At 66.5% G+C, this 22,158-nt stretch carries 16 protein-coding genes; 6 read left to right on the top strand and 10 right to left on the bottom strand.

From position 1 onward, the window contains the following. Positions 1 to 103 precede the first annotated feature (103 nt). The 10 genes from OKW87_RS09030 to OKW87_RS08985 form a co-directional block, all read right to left on the bottom strand. On the bottom strand, positions 104 to 3,094 hold the full coding sequence (locus tag OKW87_RS09030; RefSeq protein ID WP_265538732.1) for a glycoside hydrolase family 35 protein: 2,991 nt from the start codon (positions 3,092 to 3,094) through the stop codon (positions 104 to 106). After that, positions 3,091 to 3,408 (bottom strand): L-rhamnose mutarotase, encoded by a 318-nt coding sequence (locus OKW87_RS09025; RefSeq protein ID WP_265538729.1) that lies wholly within the window; start codon positions 3,406 to 3,408, stop codon positions 3,091 to 3,093. The genes OKW87_RS09030 and OKW87_RS09025 overlap by 4 nt, the downstream gene beginning before the upstream one ends. 64 nt (positions 3,409 to 3,472) lie before the next feature. After that, positions 3,473 to 4,933 (bottom strand): rhamnogalacturonidase, encoded by a 1,461-nt coding sequence (locus OKW87_RS09020; protein ID WP_265538726.1) that lies wholly within the window; start codon positions 4,931 to 4,933, stop codon positions 3,473 to 3,475. 142 nt (positions 4,934 to 5,075) lie between these two features. Continuing rightward, positions 5,076 to 6,272 (bottom strand): rhamnogalacturonan acetylesterase, encoded by a 1,197-nt coding sequence (locus OKW87_RS09015; RefSeq protein WP_265538725.1) that lies wholly within the window; start codon positions 6,270 to 6,272, stop codon positions 5,076 to 5,078. Positions 6,273 to 6,393: 121 nt separating this feature from the next. Then, a complete protein-coding gene (locus OKW87_RS09010) occupies positions 6,394 to 8,280 on the bottom strand; it encodes a rhamnogalacturonan lyase (RefSeq protein WP_265538722.1) in 1,887 nt (628 codons plus the stop codon). Positions 8,281 to 8,440: 160 nt separating this feature from the next. Further along, a complete protein-coding gene (locus tag OKW87_RS09005) occupies positions 8,441 to 9,982 on the bottom strand; it encodes an alpha-N-arabinofuranosidase (RefSeq protein WP_265538720.1) in 1,542 nt (513 codons plus the stop codon). 61 nt (positions 9,983 to 10,043) lie between these two features. After that, the gene (locus tag OKW87_RS09000; RefSeq protein ID WP_265538719.1) at positions 10,044 to 13,055 is read right to left on the bottom strand and encodes a TonB-dependent receptor; all 3,012 of its coding nucleotides are present in this window, start codon (positions 13,053 to 13,055) and stop codon (positions 10,044 to 10,046) included. A 222-nt stretch (positions 13,056 to 13,277) separates the two neighbouring features. Beyond that, positions 13,278 to 14,078: a rhamnogalacturonan acetylesterase gene (locus tag OKW87_RS08995; RefSeq protein ID WP_265538716.1), complete on the bottom strand. Its 801-nt coding sequence runs from the start codon at positions 14,076 to 14,078 to the stop codon at positions 13,278 to 13,280. Then, entirely contained in the window at positions 14,075 to 14,839 is a 765-nt protein-coding gene (locus tag OKW87_RS08990; protein ID WP_265538715.1) for an SDR family NAD(P)-dependent oxidoreductase, read from the bottom strand. The genes OKW87_RS08995 and OKW87_RS08990 overlap by 4 nt, the downstream gene beginning before the upstream one ends. A 19-nt stretch (positions 14,840 to 14,858) precedes the next feature. After that, positions 14,859 to 15,686 carry an IclR family transcriptional regulator gene (locus OKW87_RS08985; protein ID WP_265538713.1) on the bottom strand — a complete coding sequence of 276 codons (828 nt, stop codon included), beginning with the start codon at positions 15,684 to 15,686 and terminating at the stop codon, positions 14,859 to 14,861. 202 nt (positions 15,687 to 15,888) lie between these two features. On the opposite strand from OKW87_RS08985, the gene rhmD reads away from it, so the two are divergent. From rhmD to OKW87_RS08955, 6 genes are all read left to right on the top strand, one after another. Beyond that, positions 15,889 to 17,085 (top strand): L-rhamnonate dehydratase, encoded by a 1,197-nt coding sequence (gene rhmD, locus OKW87_RS08980; protein WP_265538710.1) that lies wholly within the window; start codon positions 15,889 to 15,891, stop codon positions 17,083 to 17,085. A gap of 22 nt (positions 17,086 to 17,107) precedes the next feature. Next, entirely contained in the window at positions 17,108 to 17,962 is an 855-nt protein-coding gene (locus OKW87_RS08975; RefSeq protein WP_265538708.1) for a fumarylacetoacetate hydrolase family protein, read from the top strand. Then, a complete protein-coding gene (locus OKW87_RS08970) occupies positions 17,959 to 18,708 on the top strand; it encodes an SDR family NAD(P)-dependent oxidoreductase (RefSeq protein ID WP_265538706.1) in 750 nt (249 codons plus the stop codon). Before OKW87_RS08975 ends, OKW87_RS08970 begins: the two co-directional genes overlap by 4 nt. Before the next feature lie 114 nt (positions 18,709 to 18,822). Beyond that, positions 18,823 to 19,725 carry an amidohydrolase family protein gene (locus OKW87_RS08965; RefSeq protein ID WP_265538705.1) on the top strand — a complete coding sequence of 301 codons (903 nt, stop codon included), beginning with the start codon at positions 18,823 to 18,825 and terminating at the stop codon, positions 19,723 to 19,725. A gap of 1 nt (position 19,726) precedes the next feature. Beyond that, positions 19,727 to 20,977 carry an MFS transporter gene (locus OKW87_RS08960; protein ID WP_265538702.1) on the top strand — a complete coding sequence of 417 codons (1,251 nt, stop codon included), beginning with the start codon at positions 19,727 to 19,729 and terminating at the stop codon, positions 20,975 to 20,977. Between the two features lie 105 nt (positions 20,978 to 21,082). Next, complete coding sequence (locus OKW87_RS08955; RefSeq protein WP_265538701.1) at positions 21,083 to 22,150, top strand: glycoside hydrolase family 43 protein; 1,068 nt, start codon at positions 21,083 to 21,085, stop codon at positions 22,148 to 22,150. The last annotated feature ends 8 nt before the right edge of the window (positions 22,151 to 22,158 follow it).

The raw sequence follows: 22,158 nt of genomic DNA, 5'->3' as shown, positions 1-22,158 counted from the left end.
GGCCCAGTATCGGCGCAGTCGGCAAGAGTGGTCCGCCCGATGATCGGCATCGCAACTGGGCCCCGGCCGTCTCCGGAGAACAGCACTTCAATCGTGACTCCGATCATTTGAGGTCTGCCGGCGTGGCGGGGGCGGGAACCATCCGGACGGGGATACCGCCCTTGACGTTGCGCAGCGTGACCAGCTTGACCTCCTCCAGCGCATTGCCCGGCGCGCCGTCGGATGTGACCGCCAGCGCGATGCTGTTGCGGCCGCGATGGTTCAGGATGCCTTCGGGGATCGGGAAGACGCGCTGCGGGCCGACATGCGCGATGAACTGGCCCATATTCCAGCCGTTGACGAAGATCAGCACGCGATAGGCATTGGCCGAGCGCGGCTTGCTCGTGTCGCCGAACGCGAGCCCGATCGTCGCATCCTGGCCCTTGGGCACAGCGAGATCGAAGCTGGTGCGATACCAGCTCGTGCCGGGCGCTGCCTCGGCGGCGGGGACGCCGACGCTCTTCCAGCCACGATCGACGAAGCCGGGCAGGTGCCAGCCTTCGCGCTCGCCGTGGAGGCCGCCATTGTTGGGCACGCCGCGGACCGGATCCTTGATGTCCTCGCCGCCCGCGCGGCCCTGGATCTTCCAGGCGATCGGGACCGAGAAGCTGGGTCCGGCGACGGGTTCGACCGAGGCCGAGACGAGGCCGCGGGCTTCCTTGTGGAAATCGTCGGCGTCGAGGTCCCAGTTGTGGCCGTTGTTGCGGACCATCACCGACAGGACATGCTCGCCGGGCACGCGCGCCGCATCGGGCAGCGTGAAGCTGGGCGCGCCGGTGGTGATCGGGCGGGGGAGGCCCGCGGGGATCTCGTCCTGGCCGACCAGCTTGCCGTCGAGGAAGACCTGGACCAGCCCCGCGCCACCCGCGCCGTAATGAAGCTTGAGCCGCTGCGCGTCGGGGGTGCCGGTGAAGCGGCCGCGATACCAGACATCGCCTTCGTGGAAGCCATAGGCGTCCATCAGCATGTTGGGCTGGCCATCGGCGCGCGCGGTGGTGCTGGCATAGGCCCGATTGTCGATCTTCGCCCAGTCGCGATCGTCGAACTTCGGATCGGCTTCGGGCGAACCCGCCGCGACGCGCCATTCGCCGAGCGCGGGCAAGGCGAAGGCCGCCGGGGCGCCGAGCGACGCAAGCAGCGTGCCGGTGGCCGAGCGAGTGGTGGCGAGCCTGGCGCCGTTCCAGCTTACCGATCGCACTGCGGCGGGGGCCCAGATTTCGAGCGGGGTCGCCTCCTTGGCGTCGCCGGTCAGCGTCAGCGCCGAACCCTTGAGCGTCGCCGCCCGCACCAAAGCCGGCCCGCGCACCAGCGCATCGCCATGCTGCCAGAATTTCGCGCCTTCGGCCTCGTCGCCGATCAGCAGCGTCAGATCGGGGCGTCCACCGCCGCTGATGCGCAGGCGGGTGAGGCCGCGATGCGCGTAGCTGAGCTTGAGGTCGCCCTTGGCCGCGTCGAACGCCGACGTCGCCCCGCCTTCGAGCACGGTCACCTTGGGCGCGCTGGCATAGCGCAGCACGGTCTCGCCCGGCTCGCCCGTGCGGCCATAGAGCAGCGCAAGATCGCGACCGTCGAGCTTGCGCGCGGTCTGCAGCTCGGAGGTCGAATAGACCAGCCGCTGCCCGCCCAGATTGACCCCCGCTACCAGCCATTTGGCGTCGAAGCCGTTGAGCTGCATCGGCATGGCATAGCGGCCGTCGGGCAGATCGGCGGTGACGGAGAAACTCTCATTGCCCGAACCATTGGAAGGCTTGTGCGTGATAAGCAGGAAGCGCGCGTCACTCTCGGGCGACTTGTTGTGATAGACTTGGATTTTGTCCGACGAGATCTTGGGCGTGCCCGCGGGCACCATCCCGGCGAGATCGGGCACCGCCGCGATCAGCCCGCCGAGCTGCTTGAGTTCCTCCGCCTTGGGCCGCACTTCGCGCGTTTCGGAGATCGCCGCGCCATAATCATAGCTTGTGAACACCACCGGCGCGGGCAGCCAGCCCCAGCTGGTGCCGCCATAGCCCATGTAAAAGCTCTGGATGCCGATGCCGTTGGCGAGGTTGGTGCCGTAGAAGACGCGCTGGAAGCGCTTGCCGCGCTGTATCGCGTTGCACTCATAGCCGCCGTTCGAGCCCCAATAATCGAACCAGCCGCCGCCGAATTCGGCGGCGAAGCCCGGCGTGTTGGGCGAGGCGGAAGCGCCGCCCTTCGCGCCGCCGGGGCCGTAATAGCCCCAATCGGGTGCCGCGCTGCCGCGGGTCGGCTTGCCGGTGACGGTGCAGGTGCCGCCGGGATAGCCGTCAAACGCATACAGGTCGTTCGGGCCTTCGACGGTCTTCTCGACGCCGGCGCCGGGCGGGACCCAATAACCGTTGCGGCCCTGATCGTTGTGGAAGACCGGCACGTTGATGCCGTCGGCGCGGACCTTGGCGTAGAGATGGTCCATGTAGCGGCGCTGCGCCGGGGTGGTCAGCGCGAGCTCATTCTCGATCTGGTGGAGGATGACGTTGCCGCGATTGCCCTTGCCGTCGCCGTTGATCTGGTGGCGGGCGATGATCGCGTTGACCTGGGTCAGCCATTCGTCGGCGGCCGCCATATATTCGGGATCGTCGGTACGCGCGCGGCCGCGCTGGTTGACCAGCCAGCCGGGGAAGCCGCCGCGGGTGAGCTCGGCATTCACATAGGGGCCGGCGCGGGTCATCACCCACAGCCCCTCTTCCTCGGCCATCGTCAGCAGGCGATCGATGTCGCGGATGCCGCTGAAATCATAGACGCCCTTCTTCGGGCTGTGGAATCCCCAGTCGAAATAGAAAGCGACGGTGTTGAAGCCGCTCGCCTTCATCTTCTGCAGCACGTCGCGCCACAGATCGGGCGAGGGCAGGCGGAAGGCGTGCATCTCGCTCGACCAGATGACCATGCGCTTGCCGTCGATCATCAGCGAGCGCGCGTCGTAGGAGACTCGGCCGAAGCTCTTGACGGGGGCCTCGAAGTTCGCGGTCTGCCGGGCTTCCTGCGCGGCGGCGGGCGCGGCGAGCAGGGCGGCGGCGGAGAGGAGGGCCGCGCGGATCATGCGAGGTGGAACATGGGCTTGAGGCTCCATTCCCTGGGCTTGTTGCCGGGTTCGACGAGCATCAGCGGGGCCATATGATCCCACCATTTGCGCATGACGGGATGATCGGGCAGCGCGTCGCGCTTGTTCGCGTCGGCGAGCTTGAGCACCGCGAACAGCGACAGCGTGTCTTCGTCGAGGAAGATCGAATAGTCGCTGATGCCGCTCTCGCGCAGCAGATCGGCGAGTTCGGGCCAGATCGCATCGTGGCGGGCCTTATATTCGTCCACCACACCGGGCTTCAGCTGCATCTTGAATGCGTGGGTGGTCGTCATGCCCTCTCCTGCCCATTATGTGGGATTATGCTGCAGCATTTGGTAGCGAAAAGCCGTCACGAGGTCAAACCGGCGCGGGCCAATCGGGTGCATTTTCAACGCGCGCGACGCTGGCATTGTCCAGCCGCACCGGGGGGCGGGGATCGCCGGCGGGGCGCGACAGGCGAAGGCCGCTGACCTGCAGGCCGTTCACATGCCGCGCCCACAGGCCCCAGGCCGGGCTGGGGCCGAACATGCTCGGCTCGGGATAGGCGTCGGCGAGTTCGGCGGGCAAAGCGGGGGCGGGGCCGGTGAAGCCTCCTTCGAAGGCGAGGTCTATGTCGCGGAGCTGGACGCCTTCGATCGGATGGTCGGGTAGCCCGGCGAGCGTCGCGGCGAAGCGCGGGTCGATGCCGGTCGCCTTCAGCCCGCGTATCGCGATGTTGCGCATCGCGCCGGGCCGGGTGCCCTCGGGCCCACGCAGTCGCGCGCCGAGGCGGAGGAAGAGGGGGGCGGTGGTGACCTCCTCCATCTCGATATTCTCGACGAGGACATCCTCGATCGTGCCGCCGTCGACGGTCTCGATCGCGAGGCCGCGGCTGCGCTCGAAGCGGCAGTTGGCGATGCGGATGCGGCGGAAATCGCCATTGCTCTCGGTGCCCAGCTTGATCCGGCCGGTGACGCGATCGCGATCGGGCGAAAGTTCCTGCGTGCGCTGGCGGGTACCGTCGAGCATCGTGCCTAGGTCGAAGCCGCTGACGGTGCAGTCGCGGATCGATATGTCCTCGCACGACGAGCGGCGGCCGAGGCCGAGGCTGGTCTTGAGGACGATCGCGTCGTCATTGGGGGTGTTGACCCGGCATCGCTCGATCCGCGCGTCGCGCACGCAGTCGAGGTCGAGCCCGTCGCGATCGGTGTCGATGCTGAGCCCCGCGATGTCCAGCCCGTCCACTTCGCTGGCCAGCAAGGCGAAGTGGCCGCCCTTCAAGAGGGTGAAGCCGTCGAGCGTCACCCGGCGGCAGTGCGCCAAGGCGATCGCCTTGTTTCCCAGGCCCTGCATTTCGGCATGGCTGCGCTCGAGCTTGTCGATGTCCGCCGCGGGCATCTGCGCCATCGAGAGCGGGCGTTCGCCCTTCTGCGCGCTCCGGGGGGTGCCGGGGCCGTCGCGGGTGAGCCCGATCCCGTCGATCCGGCCCGCGCCGATGATCGCGATATCCTCCGCGCCTTCGGCCCAGATCAGGCTGTTGCGCCAGTGGCTGTGGCCGAAATCCTGGTAGAGTTGCGGGCCGCGCTCCTCGGGCAGGTCGTATGCGCCGAGCGGGCCTTTGGTGGCGGCGATCAGCGTCGCGCCCGCTTCCAGCACGAGAGTCACCCGGCTCTTGAGGCGGAGCGAGAAGCTGAGATAGTTGCCCGGCGGGAGGATCACCATCCCACCGCCCGCGGCTTCGGCGGCGAGGATCGCGGCGTTGATCGCCGGGCTGTCGAGCGCGATGCCGTCGCCCTTGGCGCCGTGGTCGCGGACGTCGAAGGTGTGGCCGGTCCTCATACTATCCTCCCCGGCCCGGGGAGGGGGACCGCGAAGCGGTGGAGGGGGCGTGCCTCACCGGATTCGCTCGGGGAGAGCCCCCTCCACCATGCTGCGCATGGTCCCCCTCCCCGTTCCGGGGAGGATAAGCGCGCCGCGATGTTCAACTTCCCGCCGGTCTCACCGCACTCGCGACGATGCTCGGCGCTATCCGGATCGTGTCGAGCGCCGGGCGCGTCGGATCGAAGCTCCGCGCCTCTGGCCGCAGATGCGCAGCCAGCCCCGGCACCTGCGTCGCCACCTCCGCCGCCACCGCGCGCGCCAGCAGCCAGGCGCCGGGATTGTTGTGGTGCGTCTTGTCCTTGCCGCCGTCGTTGAACAGCGCCGGCGCGGCATCCGGCCCGAGCGCCTCGTAGATCGCCACCGTGCGCGGCTGGAGGTCGATCAGCGGCACGCCATCCTCGCGCGCGACCTTCCGCACCGCATCGGCATAGGCCGCCAGCGTCGGGCGGATCCGCCCCGCATCGAAGTTGCGCCGTTCGGGCGAGGTCACCAGAACCGGATGCGCGCCGCGCCGCCGGGCTTCGGCGATATAGGTCCGCAGCCAGGCGGGATAGGTGATCGCCGGGTCGGCATAGGTTTGCGGCCACTCGGCCTTCTGGTCGTTGTGGCCGAACTGGACGAACAGCCAGTCGCCCGGCCTGATCTGCGACAATATCTTGTCGAGCCGGAGCTCGGCCATGAAGGATTTGAGCGTCTCGCCAGACTCCGCATGGTTGGCGACCGCGACGCCCGGGCCGAACAGGGCCGGCAGCATCTGGCCCCAGCTTGCGGCGGGCTCGGCGCGCTGGTCGGTCACGGTCGAATCGCCGGCGAGATAGACGGTCGGCACGGTCACCGGCTCGATGTCGATCGACACGACCTTGGGGTCGCCGAGGAATTCGAGGGTGAGCTTGTCGTCCCAGCTGTAGCTGCCCACCTCGCGCGGCTTGAGCTTGACCGCGCTCCCGCCGGGCGCGTTGAGCGGGGGCGCGGCGAGCGCCGCGGTGCGGACGTTCACGATGAAGCTGGCGGTGGCGTATGTGCCCGGCCTGGCGACGATTTCGCCCGTCATCAGCCGTCGCGATTCGGCCTTCACCGTGGAGCGGCCGCTCAGCCGCACGGTGACGCGATAATTGCCCTCGGGCACCGCGGCGGAGAAAAGGAATTCGCTGCCGCGGCGCTCGGGCTCATAGCCATAGCCGCCGGCCTCGTACGGCTTGCCCGCCGCGACGGCGGTGCGGCCGTCGGCGGATTTGCCGGTGAGATCGAAGCGCAAGGTCGGCTGGGCGGCGGCCATCATCAGCGCGGTCAGCAGCATAGGGCCAGTTCCCCTATTTCGTCATCCCGGCGAAAGTCGGGATCCAGGGCGGCAAAGGACGTCGTTCGTGGCGCTGGATTCCGGCGTTCGCCGGAATGACGGATTAGGGGGTGGAGGCGCATCACTTCGTCAGTGAATAGGATAGATGCGGCGGCTGGTTGTACGCCGTATTCTGCCACGCAACCCCCAGCCGATAGACGGGATCGTGCATCAGCGTGACGATCCGCTCGCTGGTGGGGTAAGGCGTCGCATAGATGCGCAGCTCGCGGCTGTCGGCGCTCGGCACCACCAGTTCCTCGCGCCAGTCGCCGAGGATATCGGCGGAGAGCGACGGGTTCTGCTTGGTGCCGTTGTTCGACACGACATCCGCCGGATCGAGCAGCGTCTTCTCGGTGCTGCTGGTCCAGTCCCATTTGCCGATCTTCTTGCCGTCGAGCAGTTCGCGCAGCCGATCGCCGTCCCACCAGATCGCGAAATTCGCCGCGCGCGGATGCCCGCCGGGGATCACCTTGCCCTTCACGTCATACAATTCGCGCGAGTTCGAGCTCCAGGCCTCGGCGCCCGGATGGCGCGGGTCGATGTCGATCGCCAGGCCGCGGCCGGTATCCTTGTCGGCAGGGGTCGACCAGAGGATCTCGCCGGTGCGCGCGTCCAGCATCGCCGAGCCGCGATTGCCGCTCATCCGCATATTCTCGTGGATGCCGAACTTCTCGAGCCCGGGACGGCTGGGGTCGAGGTCAGAGACATGCATCGCATCGCCATGGCCGAGCCCGGAGGACCACAACCCCTTGCCGTTATCATCGATCACCATCGAACCGTAGAACACCTCGTCGCGCCCGTCGGCGTCGACATCGGCAATCGAAAGCTGGTGATTGCCCTGGCCGCCAAACTTCTCGTTGCCGGGCACGGCGCTGTCGAACAGCCAGCGCTGGGTCAGCTTGCCGGCGCGATAGTCCCAGGCGGCGATGGTGGAGCGGGCATAGTAACCGCGGCCGAAGACCAGGCTGGGGCGCTTGCCGTCGAGATAGGCGACGCCCGCCAGATAGCGATCGGAGCGATTGCCATAGCCGTCGCCCCAGGCGGCGGTCATCGCCTCCTTGGTCGGCTGCTGCCCCTCGGGCACGCGCGGCGGGGTGTAGGGCGCGGAGGCCAGGGCCCGGCCGGTCGCGCCATCGAACACGGTCAGATATTCGGGGCCCTTGAGGATGCGGCCCTTGAGCTCGGAGACGCGGCGGCCGTCGGGAAGCTCCTTCGATCCGGTGCGGTCGGAGATGTCGACTTCGCCCTCGCTGCTGGCCCAGCGAGCGTTGGCGTCGCCGATCGCGCGCCCGGCGCCGTCGATCGTGCCGTCGCCGGTCTTCATCGATACTTCGGCGCGGCCGTCGCCGTCGAGGTCATAGACCATGAACTGGGTATAATGCGCGCCCGAGCGGATGTTGGGGCCCATGTCGATCCGCCACAGCTTCTTGCCTTCCAGCGTGTAGGCGTCGATCAGCGTCTCGCCGCTCCAGCCCGAAAAGGCATTGTCCTTGGCGATCGAGGGATACCATTTGACGATCAGCTCGTAACGGCCGTCGCCGTCGAGATCGCCGACCGCGGCGTCGTTGGCGGAATAGCTGTAGGTCTCGCCGTCGGGGCTCTTGCGATCGGCGGGCTTGTCCAGCGGGATGCCCAGATAGCCGCCGCTCCAAACCGCGACCTGCGCGCCGGCGCGGCCGTTGCCGGTGGCGATCGCATAGCGCGAGGCGGCGGTGCCGTCCTTGTCGTGGACGCTGGTCGCGCCGCTGCCGCTGACCTTCGCGATCGCCTTGCCGTCGCGATAGAGGGTGAAGCGCGTGCCCTTGGCGTCGCTGGCCAGCAACCGCCACGAGACATGGATGCCGCCGCCGTCGATCGCCGGGATCGCGGTCAGCCCGCGGTCGAGCCGCTCGACCTGCCGTCCCGCCTGGATCGGCGCGGCTTGCGCGACCAGCGGACTCGTCGATGCGATGATGATGGCTGCCAGCATGTCACTCTCCCTACGCTTTTTCTTACGCTGCTCCTGCCGCGGCCCGGAGTCAATCCCGTCCCAACTAATGATACGACGAAACACATTTCGGGATTATTTCTCCAAACAAAACGGGCCGCGATCGTCGATCGCGGCCCGCTGCCTTGTTTTGCAAGCGCGCTTAGCGGAGCGTGAGCACCACCACCGAAGCCGGCGGCAAGGTCGCGGTCAGCGTGCCGCCGGCGAGGCTCGCGCCACCGAAGGCGACCGGCTTCACCGTCTCGGGCGCGTCGAAGCTGTTATGCGCGCCGATCGCCCCAGTCAGGATGCGACCCTGAACCGACGCGGCGTTCACCCCGGTCAGCGCGGCGCTGATGCTCGCGGGTCGATTGGGATCGACATTGACCAGAGCGACATGCACCGCCCCCGCCGCGTCGCGCGCCGCGGTCGCGCTGACCGACGGCATCGTCCACTGCTCCTTGTTGTACCAGGGCGATTTGAGCGTGATCGGCAGCATCGTCGCGTCCTGGAAGGGCCGGTACATCTCGAAGACATGGTAGGTCGGCGTCAGCACCATCCGCGGCCCGTCGGTCAGGATCATCGCCTGGAGGACGTTCACCATCTGGGCGATGTTGGTCATCCGCACGCGATCGGCATGATGGGTGAAGATGTTGATGTTGAGCGCGGTCACCACCGCGTCGCGAACCGTATTCTGCTGGTAGAGAAAGCCGGGGTTCGTGCCGGGCTCGACATCGTACCAGGTGCCCCATTCGTCCACCGCCAGGTTCACGCGCTTGGCCGGATCATATTTGTCCATGATCGCCGAATGCTTGGTGACCAATTCCTCCATCAGCAGCGTCTTGGAGATGGTGCGGGCATAGTCCTCTTCGCTGAAGCCGGTCGCCGGGCCCTTTTTCTGCCAGCTGCCGGGGACGGTATAATAATGCACGCCGATGCCGTCGACGAAGCGCCCGGCCTCGCGCATCATCACTTCGGTCCAATCATAGTCGACCGAATTGGCGCCGCTGGCGATCTTCCAGGTCTTGGTGCCCTCTGGCACCTTCACGAAGGTCGCGTAGCGCCGGGTGAGGTCGGCGGCATATTCGGCGCGCATCTGCCCGCCGCAGCCCCACAGCTCGTTGCCGAGCCCGAAATAAGGGAGCTTCCACGGCGTCTTGCGGCCATTCTTGGCGCGTTCGTTGGCGAGCGTGCCGGCGGGCGCGGTCATATATTCGACCCACTCGGCCATTTCCTGCGGGCTGCCATTGCCGACATTGCCCGAGACATAGGCCTCGGCGCCGATCAGCTCGGCGAAGTCCATGAATTCATGCGTGCCGAAGCGGTTGTCCTCGGTGACGCCGCCCCAGTGGGTGTTGATCTTGGTCGGGCGCTTTGCGCGGGGGCCCACGCCTTCGCGCCAATGATATTCGTCGGCGAAGCAGCCGCCCGGCCAGCGCACCACCGGCACCTGCAGCGCCTTAAGCGCCGCGACGACATCGTTGCGATAGCCGCGGGTGTTGGGGATCTTCGAATTGCTGCCCACCCAGATGCCACCATAGATGCCGGTACCGAGATGCTCGGCGAACTGGCCGAAGATCCGCTTGTCGATCTTGGCGCCCGGCGTGTCGGCGCGGATCGTGAGGGTGGCGGAGGGGGCCTCCTGCGCGAGGGCGGGGCTGGCGAAGGCAAGCGCGGCCGCCAGGATGCTCAAATGCAGTTTCATCGGGTCTCCGCAGATAGGATGCGGGCCGCCGACCGGACGGCGGCCCGCAAATGAGGCTCGGCTAGAACTGGAAGTTCGCGCCGAAGGTGAAGGTACGGCCGATGCGCGTTTCGAACAACGTGTCTTCGCGGACGCTGTCGATATAGAGCGTGTTGCGCGCGTCGGTCAGGTTCTGCGCCTCCAGGATCAGCTTGATGTTCTTGGTCAGGTTGTAGGAGGCCGATGCGTCGACGAAGGTGTTGGGCGCATTCGCGCGGATGTCGCTGCCGTTGGCGCCGATGATCGCGCGGGTATAGCGATCGCGATAGCTGGCGGTGCCCCGGATGCTGAAGCGATCGTCCTCATAATAGAGCGTGCCGCTTGCCGAATTCTTCGACAGGTCGATCAGGTCCGAAGTGAAGGTCGCCCCGGCCGCGCCGACGAAATAGTCGATTTCGGAGGTGACGTGGGTGTAGTTCGCCAGTGCACCGAAATTGCCGAGGAAGCCCGGCAGGAAGCGGAACTGGATCTGCGCATTGACCTCATAGCCCTTCAGCGGGCCGCCCGGCGTATTGAGCGGCTGGCGGACGGTGAAGATCTCGCTCGGCGAGGTGTTGGTGCCGGCGAGCAGGGCATCGGGCAGGCCGAGCTGGTTGAACGGAATCTGGGCCGACGCCGTCTGGATGAAGGATTTGATATCCTTGTAGAAATAGGCGACCGACAGCAAGGATCCCGGCTGGAAATACCATTCGAGCGCCAGGTCGATCGTATTGGCCCGGATGGGATCGAGGAACGGATTGTTGGTGCTCGCATTGCGCGTGGTCGCGGTGATCGACGCCGAGCTCGGGATCAAGGGACCGAATTCGGGGCGCGACATCACGCTCGCCGCCGAGGCGCGGACCAGCAGGCTCGGCGTGATCTCGCCCACGACGTTGATCGACGGCAGCCAGTCCTCATAGGTGCGATCGACCACGTTGGCGGTCGCGGTCACCCCCGTCGGGCTGGTGGCGAGTGCGCGGGTCAGATAGCCGACTGCGCGCTGATCGGTCTGGACGAAACGCACCCCGGCATCGCCGCGGATCGTGATCCCCATCGTCTCCGACGTGTCGAAATTGACCATCAGATAGCCGCTCTTCACCCGCTCGCGGATCTGCGCGGTGCCGACGCCGCACTCCGGCGTGGTGCAGAAGTCGAAATTATCGGGGAAGCCGAAGGTCGCCCGCCATTTGTCCGGATCGATCGCGGTCCAGCTCGCGGGTGCGCCGGTGCCGAAAATCTCGTCGACTCCGGTAATCTGGCGGGTGATGCTGGCGAGCGTGGTGCCGGCGGGGAGCGCCCGCGTCACATTCTGGCCGGTATATTGAGTCGCGCCGCGGGCGCGATAGTCGCTCTCGCGGAACTGCCCGCCGACCTTCACCTTGAAGCCGGGGGTCACGTCCCAGGCGGTGTTGAGCTCGAAGGTCTTGTTCTCGGTCTTGTTCATCGACGGCTTGCCCTGGGTGCTGAAACCGCCAAGGAAGGTGAAGCCGCCATCGGGGCTGGGCGCATAGGAGAAGTTGGCCGGGTTCGCGACGTCGAAGCCGAAGCCGATCTTGGGATTGTTGCCGCCATCGCGGAAATCGATCGTGAAATTGTCCACGTCGATCGCGTCGATGAAGGTCTGCAGCCGCTCCTTGCCGTCCCACAGCGAGCTCGAAATACCGGCGAAGGCGGTGATCTCGAAGCTGTCCGAGAAGCGATGCCGGAAGTTGAGGTTCGCCTGCTTGAAGGTCGAGACATAGGTGTCGACGAGGCCTTCCGAGCGCACGTCGACGCCGTCGAACAGGCCATATCGCAGCGAGCCGTTCGCATCGAATTCGATATCGCGCACCGAGACCATCGGCTGGCCGTTGTTGGTGATGCTGCGCGCGAAGGAGAGGCCGGCGATATAATTGTCGCGGCGCTCGACGTTGAGCCGCGAATAGAGGCCGTCGATCGAGATGTCGGTATCCTCGGTCGGCTTCCACTGCACGCTCAGCGTGCCGCCCAGCCGCTCGGTATCCTGTTCGGAGTTCACGTAGCGGGGGATGCGCGGGAAGAAGGCGCCGCTGCCCGGCGTGTTCGCAAAGTCGGGGTCACGCAGCGCCATGATCGTGTTGTACGCAGCGACCGTGCCGGTGCGCGGATTGCCGGTGCTGCACATCGTCGCGGTGGTGCCGCGGCCGGCGAAGGTCACCGGCGAGGGGCTCACGGGCGTGTAGCCGATCGGCGTGCAGAAGGGCTGCGCGGCGGCGCCGGTGCCGATCTGGTTGCCGCCCAGCGTGGAGGACAGGATGTCGACCGCCGAATAGCCTGCCTCGCGCAGGTGGCGCTTCTGATAGGCGAACGAGCCGAGGATGCCGAAGGTGCCGTCGGCGAACTTCTTCGAAACGATCACCGACGCACGCGGATCGAGCTTCTTGCTGACCTGGTTATAGACGCCGCGCCCGGTGGCGCTCAGCACGAAATCCTTGTCGAAATCGAGCGGGTGGGGCGCCTTCAGATCGACGGTCGCGCCCAGCGAGCCTTCCTCGACATCGGCCGACGGCGTCTTGCGCACCGCGAGCGACGAGAAGATTTCCGAAGGGAAGACGTTGAAATCGAAGCTGCGGCCCGAATTGCCCGCGCCGTAAATGTCGGACGAGCCGGTCTGCGACGTGCCTTCCATCCCGTTGATGCGGACGCGGGTAAAGCCGGCGCCCAGGCCGCGGACCGAGATGTTGCGGCCCTCGCCGCCGTCGCCGCGCGAGAGCGAGACGCCCGGGATGCGCTGCATCGATTCGGCGAGGTTGCTGTCGGGGAACTTGCCGATATCCTCGGCGACGATGCTGTCGACCGCGGCGGTCTCTTCGCGCTTGAGGTTGAGCGCAGTGTTGAGCGAGGCGCGGAAGCCCTGGACGAGGATCTCCTCGTCCTGCGTGGAAACCGGTGTCGCGCTGTTTTCCTGCGCGGTCGAATCGCCGCTCGGCGCAGTCTGCGAAAAAGCGGGGGATACCCAGGCGATCGAGGCGGCCAGCGCCGCTCCGGACACGCCGAAACTCCGGAACAAAGACGCGTGCCTGCTTTGCTTGCTCATCATGGGATCCCCTCCATTGCCAGTGCCCGGTCGCACTTTGCGTGCTGACCAATCTCAATTCTTGTTCTTATTTCCCAATATATGACTCAACATGAAGGTGTCGCCAATCCCCATTTTCGCTATTGTCCGAGCAATGTGGGAATAGGGCCACAGTCGCGCGCGGGCAGGCGCGCGCACGTTGCGGAAACCGGTGTCAGTTCAGCGATTTAGCAGACCACCGGTTCAGCGGCAGGCGGCGCTGCCCAGCGGCCTGCTGCGCGTGAGATCGGGCCGTTCGGCGAGGACCTGTTCCGCCACCGGCACTTTCAGCCCCTTCAGTTCCTGCGCAACGAGGTTCGCCACCCCGCGCGCGCCGAGTTCGCTGAAATGGGTATCGTCGGCGATTCCCTCCGGGAAGGCGGCGACCTTGTCCGCCGGGCGGTAATGGAGGAAATATTTGCGCGAGCCCTCGACTCCCGCTTGCCCGACCCAGTCGCGCGAGCGCGCCTCCAGGTCGATCATCGGTGTCGCGGTGGTGAACACGAGATCGCGCATCACTTGCGAATATTCGGCGAAATCGGCCTTCACGCGGGTGCCGTCGAACGAGCGCCGCGCCGGCGGGGTCACGAGGACCGGGAACGCACCCTTGCCGCGCGTCTCCCAGATCATCCGCAGCAGATTGTCGCGATAGGCGGTCGCCGCGGGGGCATAGCGTTCGGGGCGCGAGACGCTGGCATCGTTGTGCCCGAACTGGATGAGCACCGTGTCGCCGGCGCGCACGTCCTTGAGCAGCGCGTCCCACAGTCCTTCGGCGATGAAGGTGCGGGTGCTGCGCCCGCCGCGTGCACGGTTGACGATCTCGACGCCGGGCGCGAGCCCGCATTTGAGCATCATCCCCCAGCCCATCTGCGGATAGCGGCCAGGCGCATAATCCGCCGCTGTCGAATCGCTGGCGATGAAGATGCGCGACGGTGCGGGGGTCTGGGCCAGCGCGGGCGCGGCGACGGCGAGCAGGCTTGCAGTGACGGCCAGCAGCGCCCTCATTGCAGGTTCACGAACGCGCCGCCGTCGACCAGCAATGCCGCGCCGGTGACATAGGCGGCCATGTCGGACGCCAGGAAGACGATCGGCCCCGCCAGATCCTCGGCCTCGCCCAGCCGGCCGAGCGGGATGCGCTTTTCCATATATTCGCGCTTCGCCGCGTCGGCGAGATCGTCCTTGTTGATCTCGGTGAGGATCGTGCCGGGCAGCACCGAATTGCAGCGGATGCCGTGCTTGCCGAGCGCGATCGCCGCCGACTGCATCAGCGAATGGAGCCCTGCCTTGGTGGGGGTGTAGTGCGTCTGGAATTCGCCGCCGACCAGGGCCGAGATCGAGGAGACCGCGACGATCGCGCCGCCATTCCCCTGCGCCACCATCTGCCGCGCCGCTGCCTGGCACATATAATAGCCGCCGAGCAGGTTCACCTGCACCGTCCGGTCGACCACCTCGACGGGCATGTCGAGGAAGCTATGGAAGGGGCAGATGCCGGCGTTCGAAACCATCACGTCGACCTTGCCGAACGCCTCGACCGCCTTCGCGACGAAATCGGCCGCGGTCGCCGGATCGGCGACGTCGCCCTTCACCGCGATGCCGCGCTGCCCGGCCGCCTCGATCGCGGCGACGCAGGCCTCGGCATCGGCATCGCGGCTGTGATAGTTGATCGCGACATCGGCGCCGGCCTGTGCCGCGCCGATCGCCGCGGCGCGGCCGATCCCCGTCGATGCGCCCGTGACGAGCACGGTCTTGCCTTCCAACAACTTCACTACAGGCTCTCCTTGGAAACTATCTGCGCAGGCGTCGCGGGCCCCGCACGTCGGGGCTCCAGCCCAGATCGGTGCTGATCTTCTGCGCGGTCTCGCGGACCTCGCTGCTGAGCTCGGACATGCGATCGTCGTCCATATATTGCGCCGCGCTCGACACGCTGATCGCGGCGACGATCTTGCCCGATACGTCGCGCACCGGCGCGGCGACGCAGCGGATCAGATCCTCATTCTCCTCGAGATCGAAGGCGTGGCCCTGGTCGGCATAGCCGCGCATCCGATCGAACCAGATCGTGCGATCGGCGCGCGGCGCGCCGTGCGACTGGTCGGCGACGAACAGCCGCTCCCATTCGGCTTCGCTCGCATCGACCAGGAGCGCCTTGCCGAGCCCGGTCGAGGTGAGCGGCTGGCGATCGCCGATCCGGCTCGAAATCTCGACGCGGCGGCGCCCGGGGATCTTGTCGAGATAGAGCGCCAGATCGCCGTCCATCCGGCCCAGGTGGACCGTATCCTCGGTGCGGGCGGCGAGATCCTCCATCCGCGGGCGGGCGATCTGGACGATGTCGGCCTGGCTCTGCGCCAGGAAGCCGAGCTGGATGAGCTTGGGACCGAGCTGATAGCCGTCGCGCGGCAGATAAGTGAGGAAGCCGCGGTCGATCAGCGCGTTGGCCAGCCGGTGCGTGGTCGAACGCGTCAGGCTCATTCGCGCCGAGAGTTCGGCCAGCTTGACCGGGCCGTCGATCACCTTGTCGAGCATGTCGAGCCCGCGGACCAGCGTCTGGCTGCCCGTGACTTTCGGGGCCGGCGCGTCCGGGATTTCCGATTCAGCGTTTGACGTGTCGCGTCTCATCTCATAACATCCTATCCCATAAAGTGAGAAAGTAAAGCATCGGGAGGGGCTTGCAGTGCGGGAGCTTGAAGGCTCCAAATCCCACCAACATCAGTGTCGGACGCGCGCATATCACATGATGGTATGCGCTGCGCCAGAATTTTCACATAGTCGAACGTGGGTCGCACATCTGGTACGCGCGGCCCCTTAGGAGATCAGCAGCGTGGCTTCAGCGGGACTTTCGCGGATCAAGCATGTGCGGGCCTTCACCGTACGGGGCGGCGGGGCCGATTATCACGATCAGGGCGGCGACCACTGGATCGACGATCATATCGCGACGCCGATGTCCAAATATCCCGACTATCGCCAGTCGCGCCAGAGCTTCGGCATCAACGTGCTCGGCACCTTGGTGGTCGAGATCGAGGCCGAGGACGGCACGATCGGCTTCGCGGTGACCACCGGCGGCGAGCCGGCCTGCTTCATCGTCGAAAAGCATCTCGCCCGCTTCCTCGAGGGCCGCGATCCGCGCGAAGTCGAGAAGATCTGGGACCAGATGTATTTCTCGACCCAATATTATGGCCGCAAGGGCCTGGTCGTGAACGCCATTTCAGGCGTCGATCTCGCTTTGTGGGACCTGCTCGGCAAGCTGCGCGGCGAGCCGGTCTATCAGATGCTCGGCGGCGCGGTGCGCGACGAGCTGCAATTCTACGCGACCGGCGCGCGTCCCGACGTGGCCAAGGAACTCGGCTTCATCGGCGGCAAGATGGCGCTCCACCACGGCCCCGCCGAGGGCCTGGAGGGGATGCACAAGAATATCGCCACGCTCGCCGACATGCGCAGCAAGGTCGGCGACGATTTCTGGCTGATGCTCGATTGCTGGATGGCGCTCGACGTCGAATATGCCACCCGCCTGGCGCACCGCGCGTACAACGAATGCGGCCTCAAATGGATCGAGGAGGCGATCAGCCCCGACGATTATTGGGGCTATGCCGAATTGAAGCGCAACGCGCCGAAGGGGCTATTGGTCACGACCGGCGAGCATGAGGCGACTCGCTGGGGCTTCCGCATGCTGCTCGAGATGGACTGCTGCGACATCATCCAGCCCGATGTGGGCTGGTGCGGCGGCGTGACCGAATTGCTCAAGATCAGTGCGCTCGCCGATGCGCATGGCAAGATGGTCGTGCCGCACGGCTCGTCGGTTTACAGCTATCACTTCGTTATCACCCGCCATAATTCGCCCTTCGCCGAATTCCTGATGATGCATCCGGGGCCGACCGAAGTGGTGCCGATGTTCCACCCGCAATTGATCGGCGAGCCCGTGCCCGAAGGGGGCCGGCTCAAGGTCAGCGCGCTCGACAAGCCCGGCTTCGGCGTCGAGCTCAACCGCGATCTGCCGATGCACCGTCCCTACACCCATTGATCCAGAGAGAAGACCAGACCCCATGAAACTCTGCAGATTTGGACCCGTCGGCAGCGAACGCCCCGGCCTGGTCGACGCCGACGGCGCGATCCGCGACCTGTCCGGCATCATCGCCGATCTCGGCCCCGCCGAAATCTCGCCCGAGGGCCTTGCCAGGCTCGCCGCAATCGACCCCGCGTCGCTGCCCAAGGTCGAAGGCAATCCGCGCTACGGCGCCTGCGTCACCGGCACCCGCCAGTTCGTCGCGATCGGACTGAACTATGCCGATCACGCCGCCGAATCGAACCTGCCGATCCCCGAGGAGCCGGTGGTGTTCCAGAAGTGGGTGACCTGCATCCAGGGGCCCAACGATCCGGTGACGATCCCCAGGGATTCCAAGAAGACCGACTGGGAAGTCGAGCTGGGCGTGATCATCGGCAAGCGCGCCTCCTATGTCGAGGAAGCCGACGCGCTTTCTTATGTCGCCGGCTATTGCGTGGTCGACGACGTGTCCGAGCGCCACTGGCAGACCGAGCGCGGCGCGACCTGGGACAAGGGCAAGGGCTTCCCGACCTTCGGCCCGGTCGGCCCCTGGCTGGTCACGTCCGATGAAGTGGGCGATCCGCAGAACCTGACGATGTGGCTCGACGTGAACGGCGAGCGCAAGCAGGACGGTTCGACCAAGACGATGATCTTCACCGTCGCGCAGATCATCGCCTATCTCTCGCAATTCATGGTGCTCGAGCCCGGTGACATCATCACCACCGGCACGCCCCCCGGCGTCGGCCTCGGCCAGAAGCCCGAGCCCTGGTATCTGAAGGCAGGCGACGTCGTCACGCTCGGCATCGAGAAGCTCGGCGAGCAGCGCCAGGACTTCGTCGCATGGGTGGCCGAATGACCGTCTATACCGGTCGTTTCGAGGGCCGCACCGCGGTCATCACCGGCGGCACCGGGGGGCTCGGCCTCGCGGTGGCGCGTCGCTTCATCGCCGAGGGCGGCAAGGTCGCCTTGTGGGACATGAATGGCGAGGCGCTTGCCAAGGCGGCTGACGAGATCGGCGCGACGCACACCGTGGCGCTCGACGTCGCCGATCCCGCGGCGGTCGCGGCAGCCGCCAAGGAGAGCGCCGCGGCGCTCGGCCGGATCGACGTGCTGGTCAACTCAGCGGGAATCACCGGCGCGACCGTGCCGGTGCACGAATTCCCGCTCGAGAGCTGGCAGCGCGTGATCGACATCAACCTCAACGGCCTCTTTTATTGCTGCCGCGAAGTGATCCCGGTGATGCTCGCCAACGGCTATGGCCGCATCGTCAACGTCGCCTCGGTCGCGGGCAAGGAAGGCAATCCCAACGCCTCGGCCTATTCGGCGTCGAAGGCGGGGGTGATCGGCCTCACCAAGTCGCTGGGCAAGGAGCTTGCGGGGAAGGGCATCATCGCCAACGCGCTGACGCCGGCGACCTTCGAGAGCCCGATCCTCGAACAGCTGCCGCCGAGCCAGGTCGATTATATGCGCTCGAAAATCCCGATGGGCCGGCTGGGCGAGGCCGAGGAAAGCGCCGCGATGATCCTGTTCATGGCGAGCGAGGAATGCAGTTTCACCACTGCCTCGACCTTCGACACGTCGGGCGGGCGGACGACCTACTAACCACCAACGCGTCATCCCCGCGCAGGCGGGGATCCAGGGTGGCAGAGGACGTCGCCCGCGACTCTGGATCCCCGCCTGCGCGGGGATGACGAAATAAGAAGGCGAGGGGACCGAATGGCAAGCGATCTGCCTTTCATCGATGCGCATGTGCATCTGTGGGACCTCGACCGCATCGCCTATCCCTGGCTTACCCCGCCTTTCGCCGACGACGGCCCCAATGGCAGCGTAGAGGCCATCGCCAAGACCTATCTGCTCGACGACTACCGCGCCGATGCCGCGGGCTGGGACGTGCGCGGGATCGTCCATGTCGATGCCGGCGCCGAAGCCTCCGCCACGCTCGCCGAGACCGAATGGCTGCAGGACATGGCCGACGCGCGCGGCATGCCCAATGCGATCGTCGCCTTCGCCGCGCTCGACGATCCAGATGTGGAAGCGCTGCTCGAAGCGCATGCCGCGCATCCCAACGTCCGCGGCATCCGCCACATCGTCAACTGGCATCCCGATCCGCGCCGAAGCTACACGCACCGCGATGTCACCCAGGACGAAGCATGGGGCAGGGGCTTCGGCCTGCTCGCCAAATATGGGCTGAGCTTCGACCTCCAGGCCTATCCGGGCCAGTTCCCCGGCCTGGCAAAACTGATCGAGCGTCATCCCGAGACCCAGGTCATCATCAACCATAGCGGCATGGCGGTCCCCGGCGAATGGGAGCAGTGGCGCAGCGGCATGGCCGCGCTTGCCGCGCTCCCCAACGTTGCGACCAAGCTTTCGGGGCTCGGCTTCACCCACCGCCCCTGGACGCTGGATCAGGCGCGGCCCTATATCCGCGAGGCGATCGACCTGTTCGGCACCGATCGCGCGATGTTCGCGAGCGATTTCCCGACGGACAAGCTCTTCGGCAGCTTCGCCCGGCATCTCGATGCCTATGCCGAGATCAGCGCCGATTTCAGCGAAGACGAGCGCCGCGCGCTGTGGGCGCGCAACGCAAACCGCATCTATCGCCTTGGACTGGACGTCTAAAATGAGCGCCGCCCCCGATCACAAATGGCGCAACACGATCCTCGCCGGCCTCGCAAACTATATCGACGCCGGCAGCATCGTCGCGGGCTCGGTCGCGCTGGCATTGTGGAAAGAGATATACGGCCTGTCGGACGGCTTCATCGGCCTGATCGGCGCGTTCAGCGCCAACGCCATTTCCGCCGGGGTCGGCGCGCTGATCGGCGGCATCCTGTGCGACAAGTTCGGCCGCAAGAAGATCTACCAGTACGACATGCTCTTCTACGCGTTCGGCATGGCCTTCCTGGTCTTCGCCTCGGCGCCGTGGATGATCGTGCTGGGCTTCGTCCTCGTCGGCCTCGCGGTCGGCGCGGACATCCCCGCATCCTGGTCGCTGATCGCCGAGCAGGCGCCCGACAAAAAGCGCGGCGCGCATTCGGGCGTCGCGCAATTGCTCTGGTATCTCGGCCCGGTGGTCGTCCTGGTCTCGGCCTATTTCCTCCAGCCCTGGGGAATCACCGGCATCCGCTGGCTGTTCGCGCATCTCGCGGTGCTGGCGATCGCGCTGACCTTCCTGCGCTCGCGGATGCAGGAATCGCAGCGCTGGGAGGAAGCGCAGGCGATCAGCGCCGGCCAGGCGCTCAGCCGCGGCTGGCGCGAATTGTTCAGCCCGCTCTATCTGCGCTCGATGCTGTTCCTCGCCTCGATGTACGGCTTCTGGAACCTGTGGGCGGGGTATAACGGCTTCTTCACGCCCTATCTGATCGAGCAGAACAATCTCCCGGCCTGGACCGCGACGATGCTGCCCGCCTCTTATTTCCTGATCGGCATGTTCTCGATCCTCGGCATCTTCATGACGCTGTCGGACCGGGTCAACCAGCGGCTGCTGTTCGGCATTTCGGCGGTGCTCCACGTCGTCGGCATGGCGCTGCTCGCGATCTTCGGCTTCAAGCTGGAGGTGGTCGTGCTCCACGTCATCATCATGGGCGTGGCCGGCGGCTTCGGCGCGCAGAGCTTCTTCCAGCTCTGGTCGGCGGAGATGTTCCCCACCGCGATCCGCTCGACCGCGCAGGGGCTCACCTTCGCGGTGGTCCGCGTCGGACTCGGCATCTGGAGCCTCGCGGTGCCGACGCTCGCGGCCTATGATTTCACCACCCTCGCCTGGATCCTCACCGGCTTCCTGGTCGTCAGCGGGGTGATTGGGGTGGCCTGGGCCCCGCGCAACGAAGGCAAGTCGCTCGAGCAGATCGAAGCCGGGCGTCAAACGACACTCTAACGTCCGTCATCCCCGCGAAGGGGGGGATCCAGAGCCACAAAGACCGCAGCCCGTGACCCTGGATCCCCGCCTTCGCGGGGATGACGATGAGAAAAGGAACGAGCGTTGTTCAGAATCATATTCCTGGCGCTGGCACTGCTGTTCGCCATTCCCGCCGCCGCCCAACCCGCGCCGCCCGAAGCCCCGTTGCTGCTCCCCCAGATGCAGCTCCACGACCCCTTCATCGTCGCCGACGAGACGACGAAGACCTACCATCTCTTCACCCGCAACCAGGCGGCGATGAGCGGCGATCGCCGCCTCGGCACGATGGTCTATACCAGCAAGGATCTGAAGCATTGGACCCGCCCGCGCGTCGTCTTCGCGCTGCCCGAGGGGACTTGGGCGAAGGAGGGCTCCTGGGCGCCGGAGGTCCATGCGTGGAAGGGCAAATGGTACCTCTTCACCACCTTCCACAACGAGGCGATGCCGCTCCCGGCCAACGGAAAGCGCCCGCTCTATCGCCGCGGCACCATCCTGGCGGTCGCCGACAAGGTCGACGGCCCGTACCGCGTCGTGCGGAACGGCGAGCCGATCGCGCCCAAGGAACGGATGACGCTGGACGGCACGCTCCACGTCGATCCCGCGGGCAAGCCCTGGCTGGTCTATGCGCATGAATGGCTGCAGACGACGGTGGGCACGATCGAGGCGATTCCGCTAGACGACGATCTCGCCGCGATCGGCAAGCCGCGCATCCTGTTCCGTGCCAATGAGGCTCCCTGGGCGAAGGGCCAGCTCCAGCCCGACGGCACCAGCGTCTTCGTCACCGACGGCCCCGAATTCCATCGCACCTCGAACGGCAGCCTGGTCATGCTCTGGTCGAGCTATGGCGAGCGCGGCTATGTCCAGTCGATCGCCCGCTCGAAATCGGGCAAGCTCGAGGGGCCCTGGGAGCAGCTCGCGCCACTGGTCCGCCGCGACAGCGGCCACGGCATGCTGTTCCGCGCGTTCGACGGCCGGCTGATGATGGTCCTCCACCGCCCCTTCACCTTCGCGCTCGGCAAGCTCTACGAGATGCGCGACACGGGGGACTCGGTGGAGGTGATCCGCGAGGCGACCGAGCTCGACCTCGAGGGCTATCCGACCCACCCTTGCGTCCAGCCGCACACGCCGACCGAGCGCAAGGTGGAGTGCTGATCCTCACG

Origin of the sequence: Sphingomonas sp. M1-B02 (genome assembly GCF_026167525.1) — a bacterium.
Classification (GTDB): domain Bacteria; phylum Pseudomonadota; class Alphaproteobacteria; order Sphingomonadales; family Sphingomonadaceae; genus Sphingomonas.
This window is presented reverse-complemented; position numbering and strand designations above follow the sequence as displayed.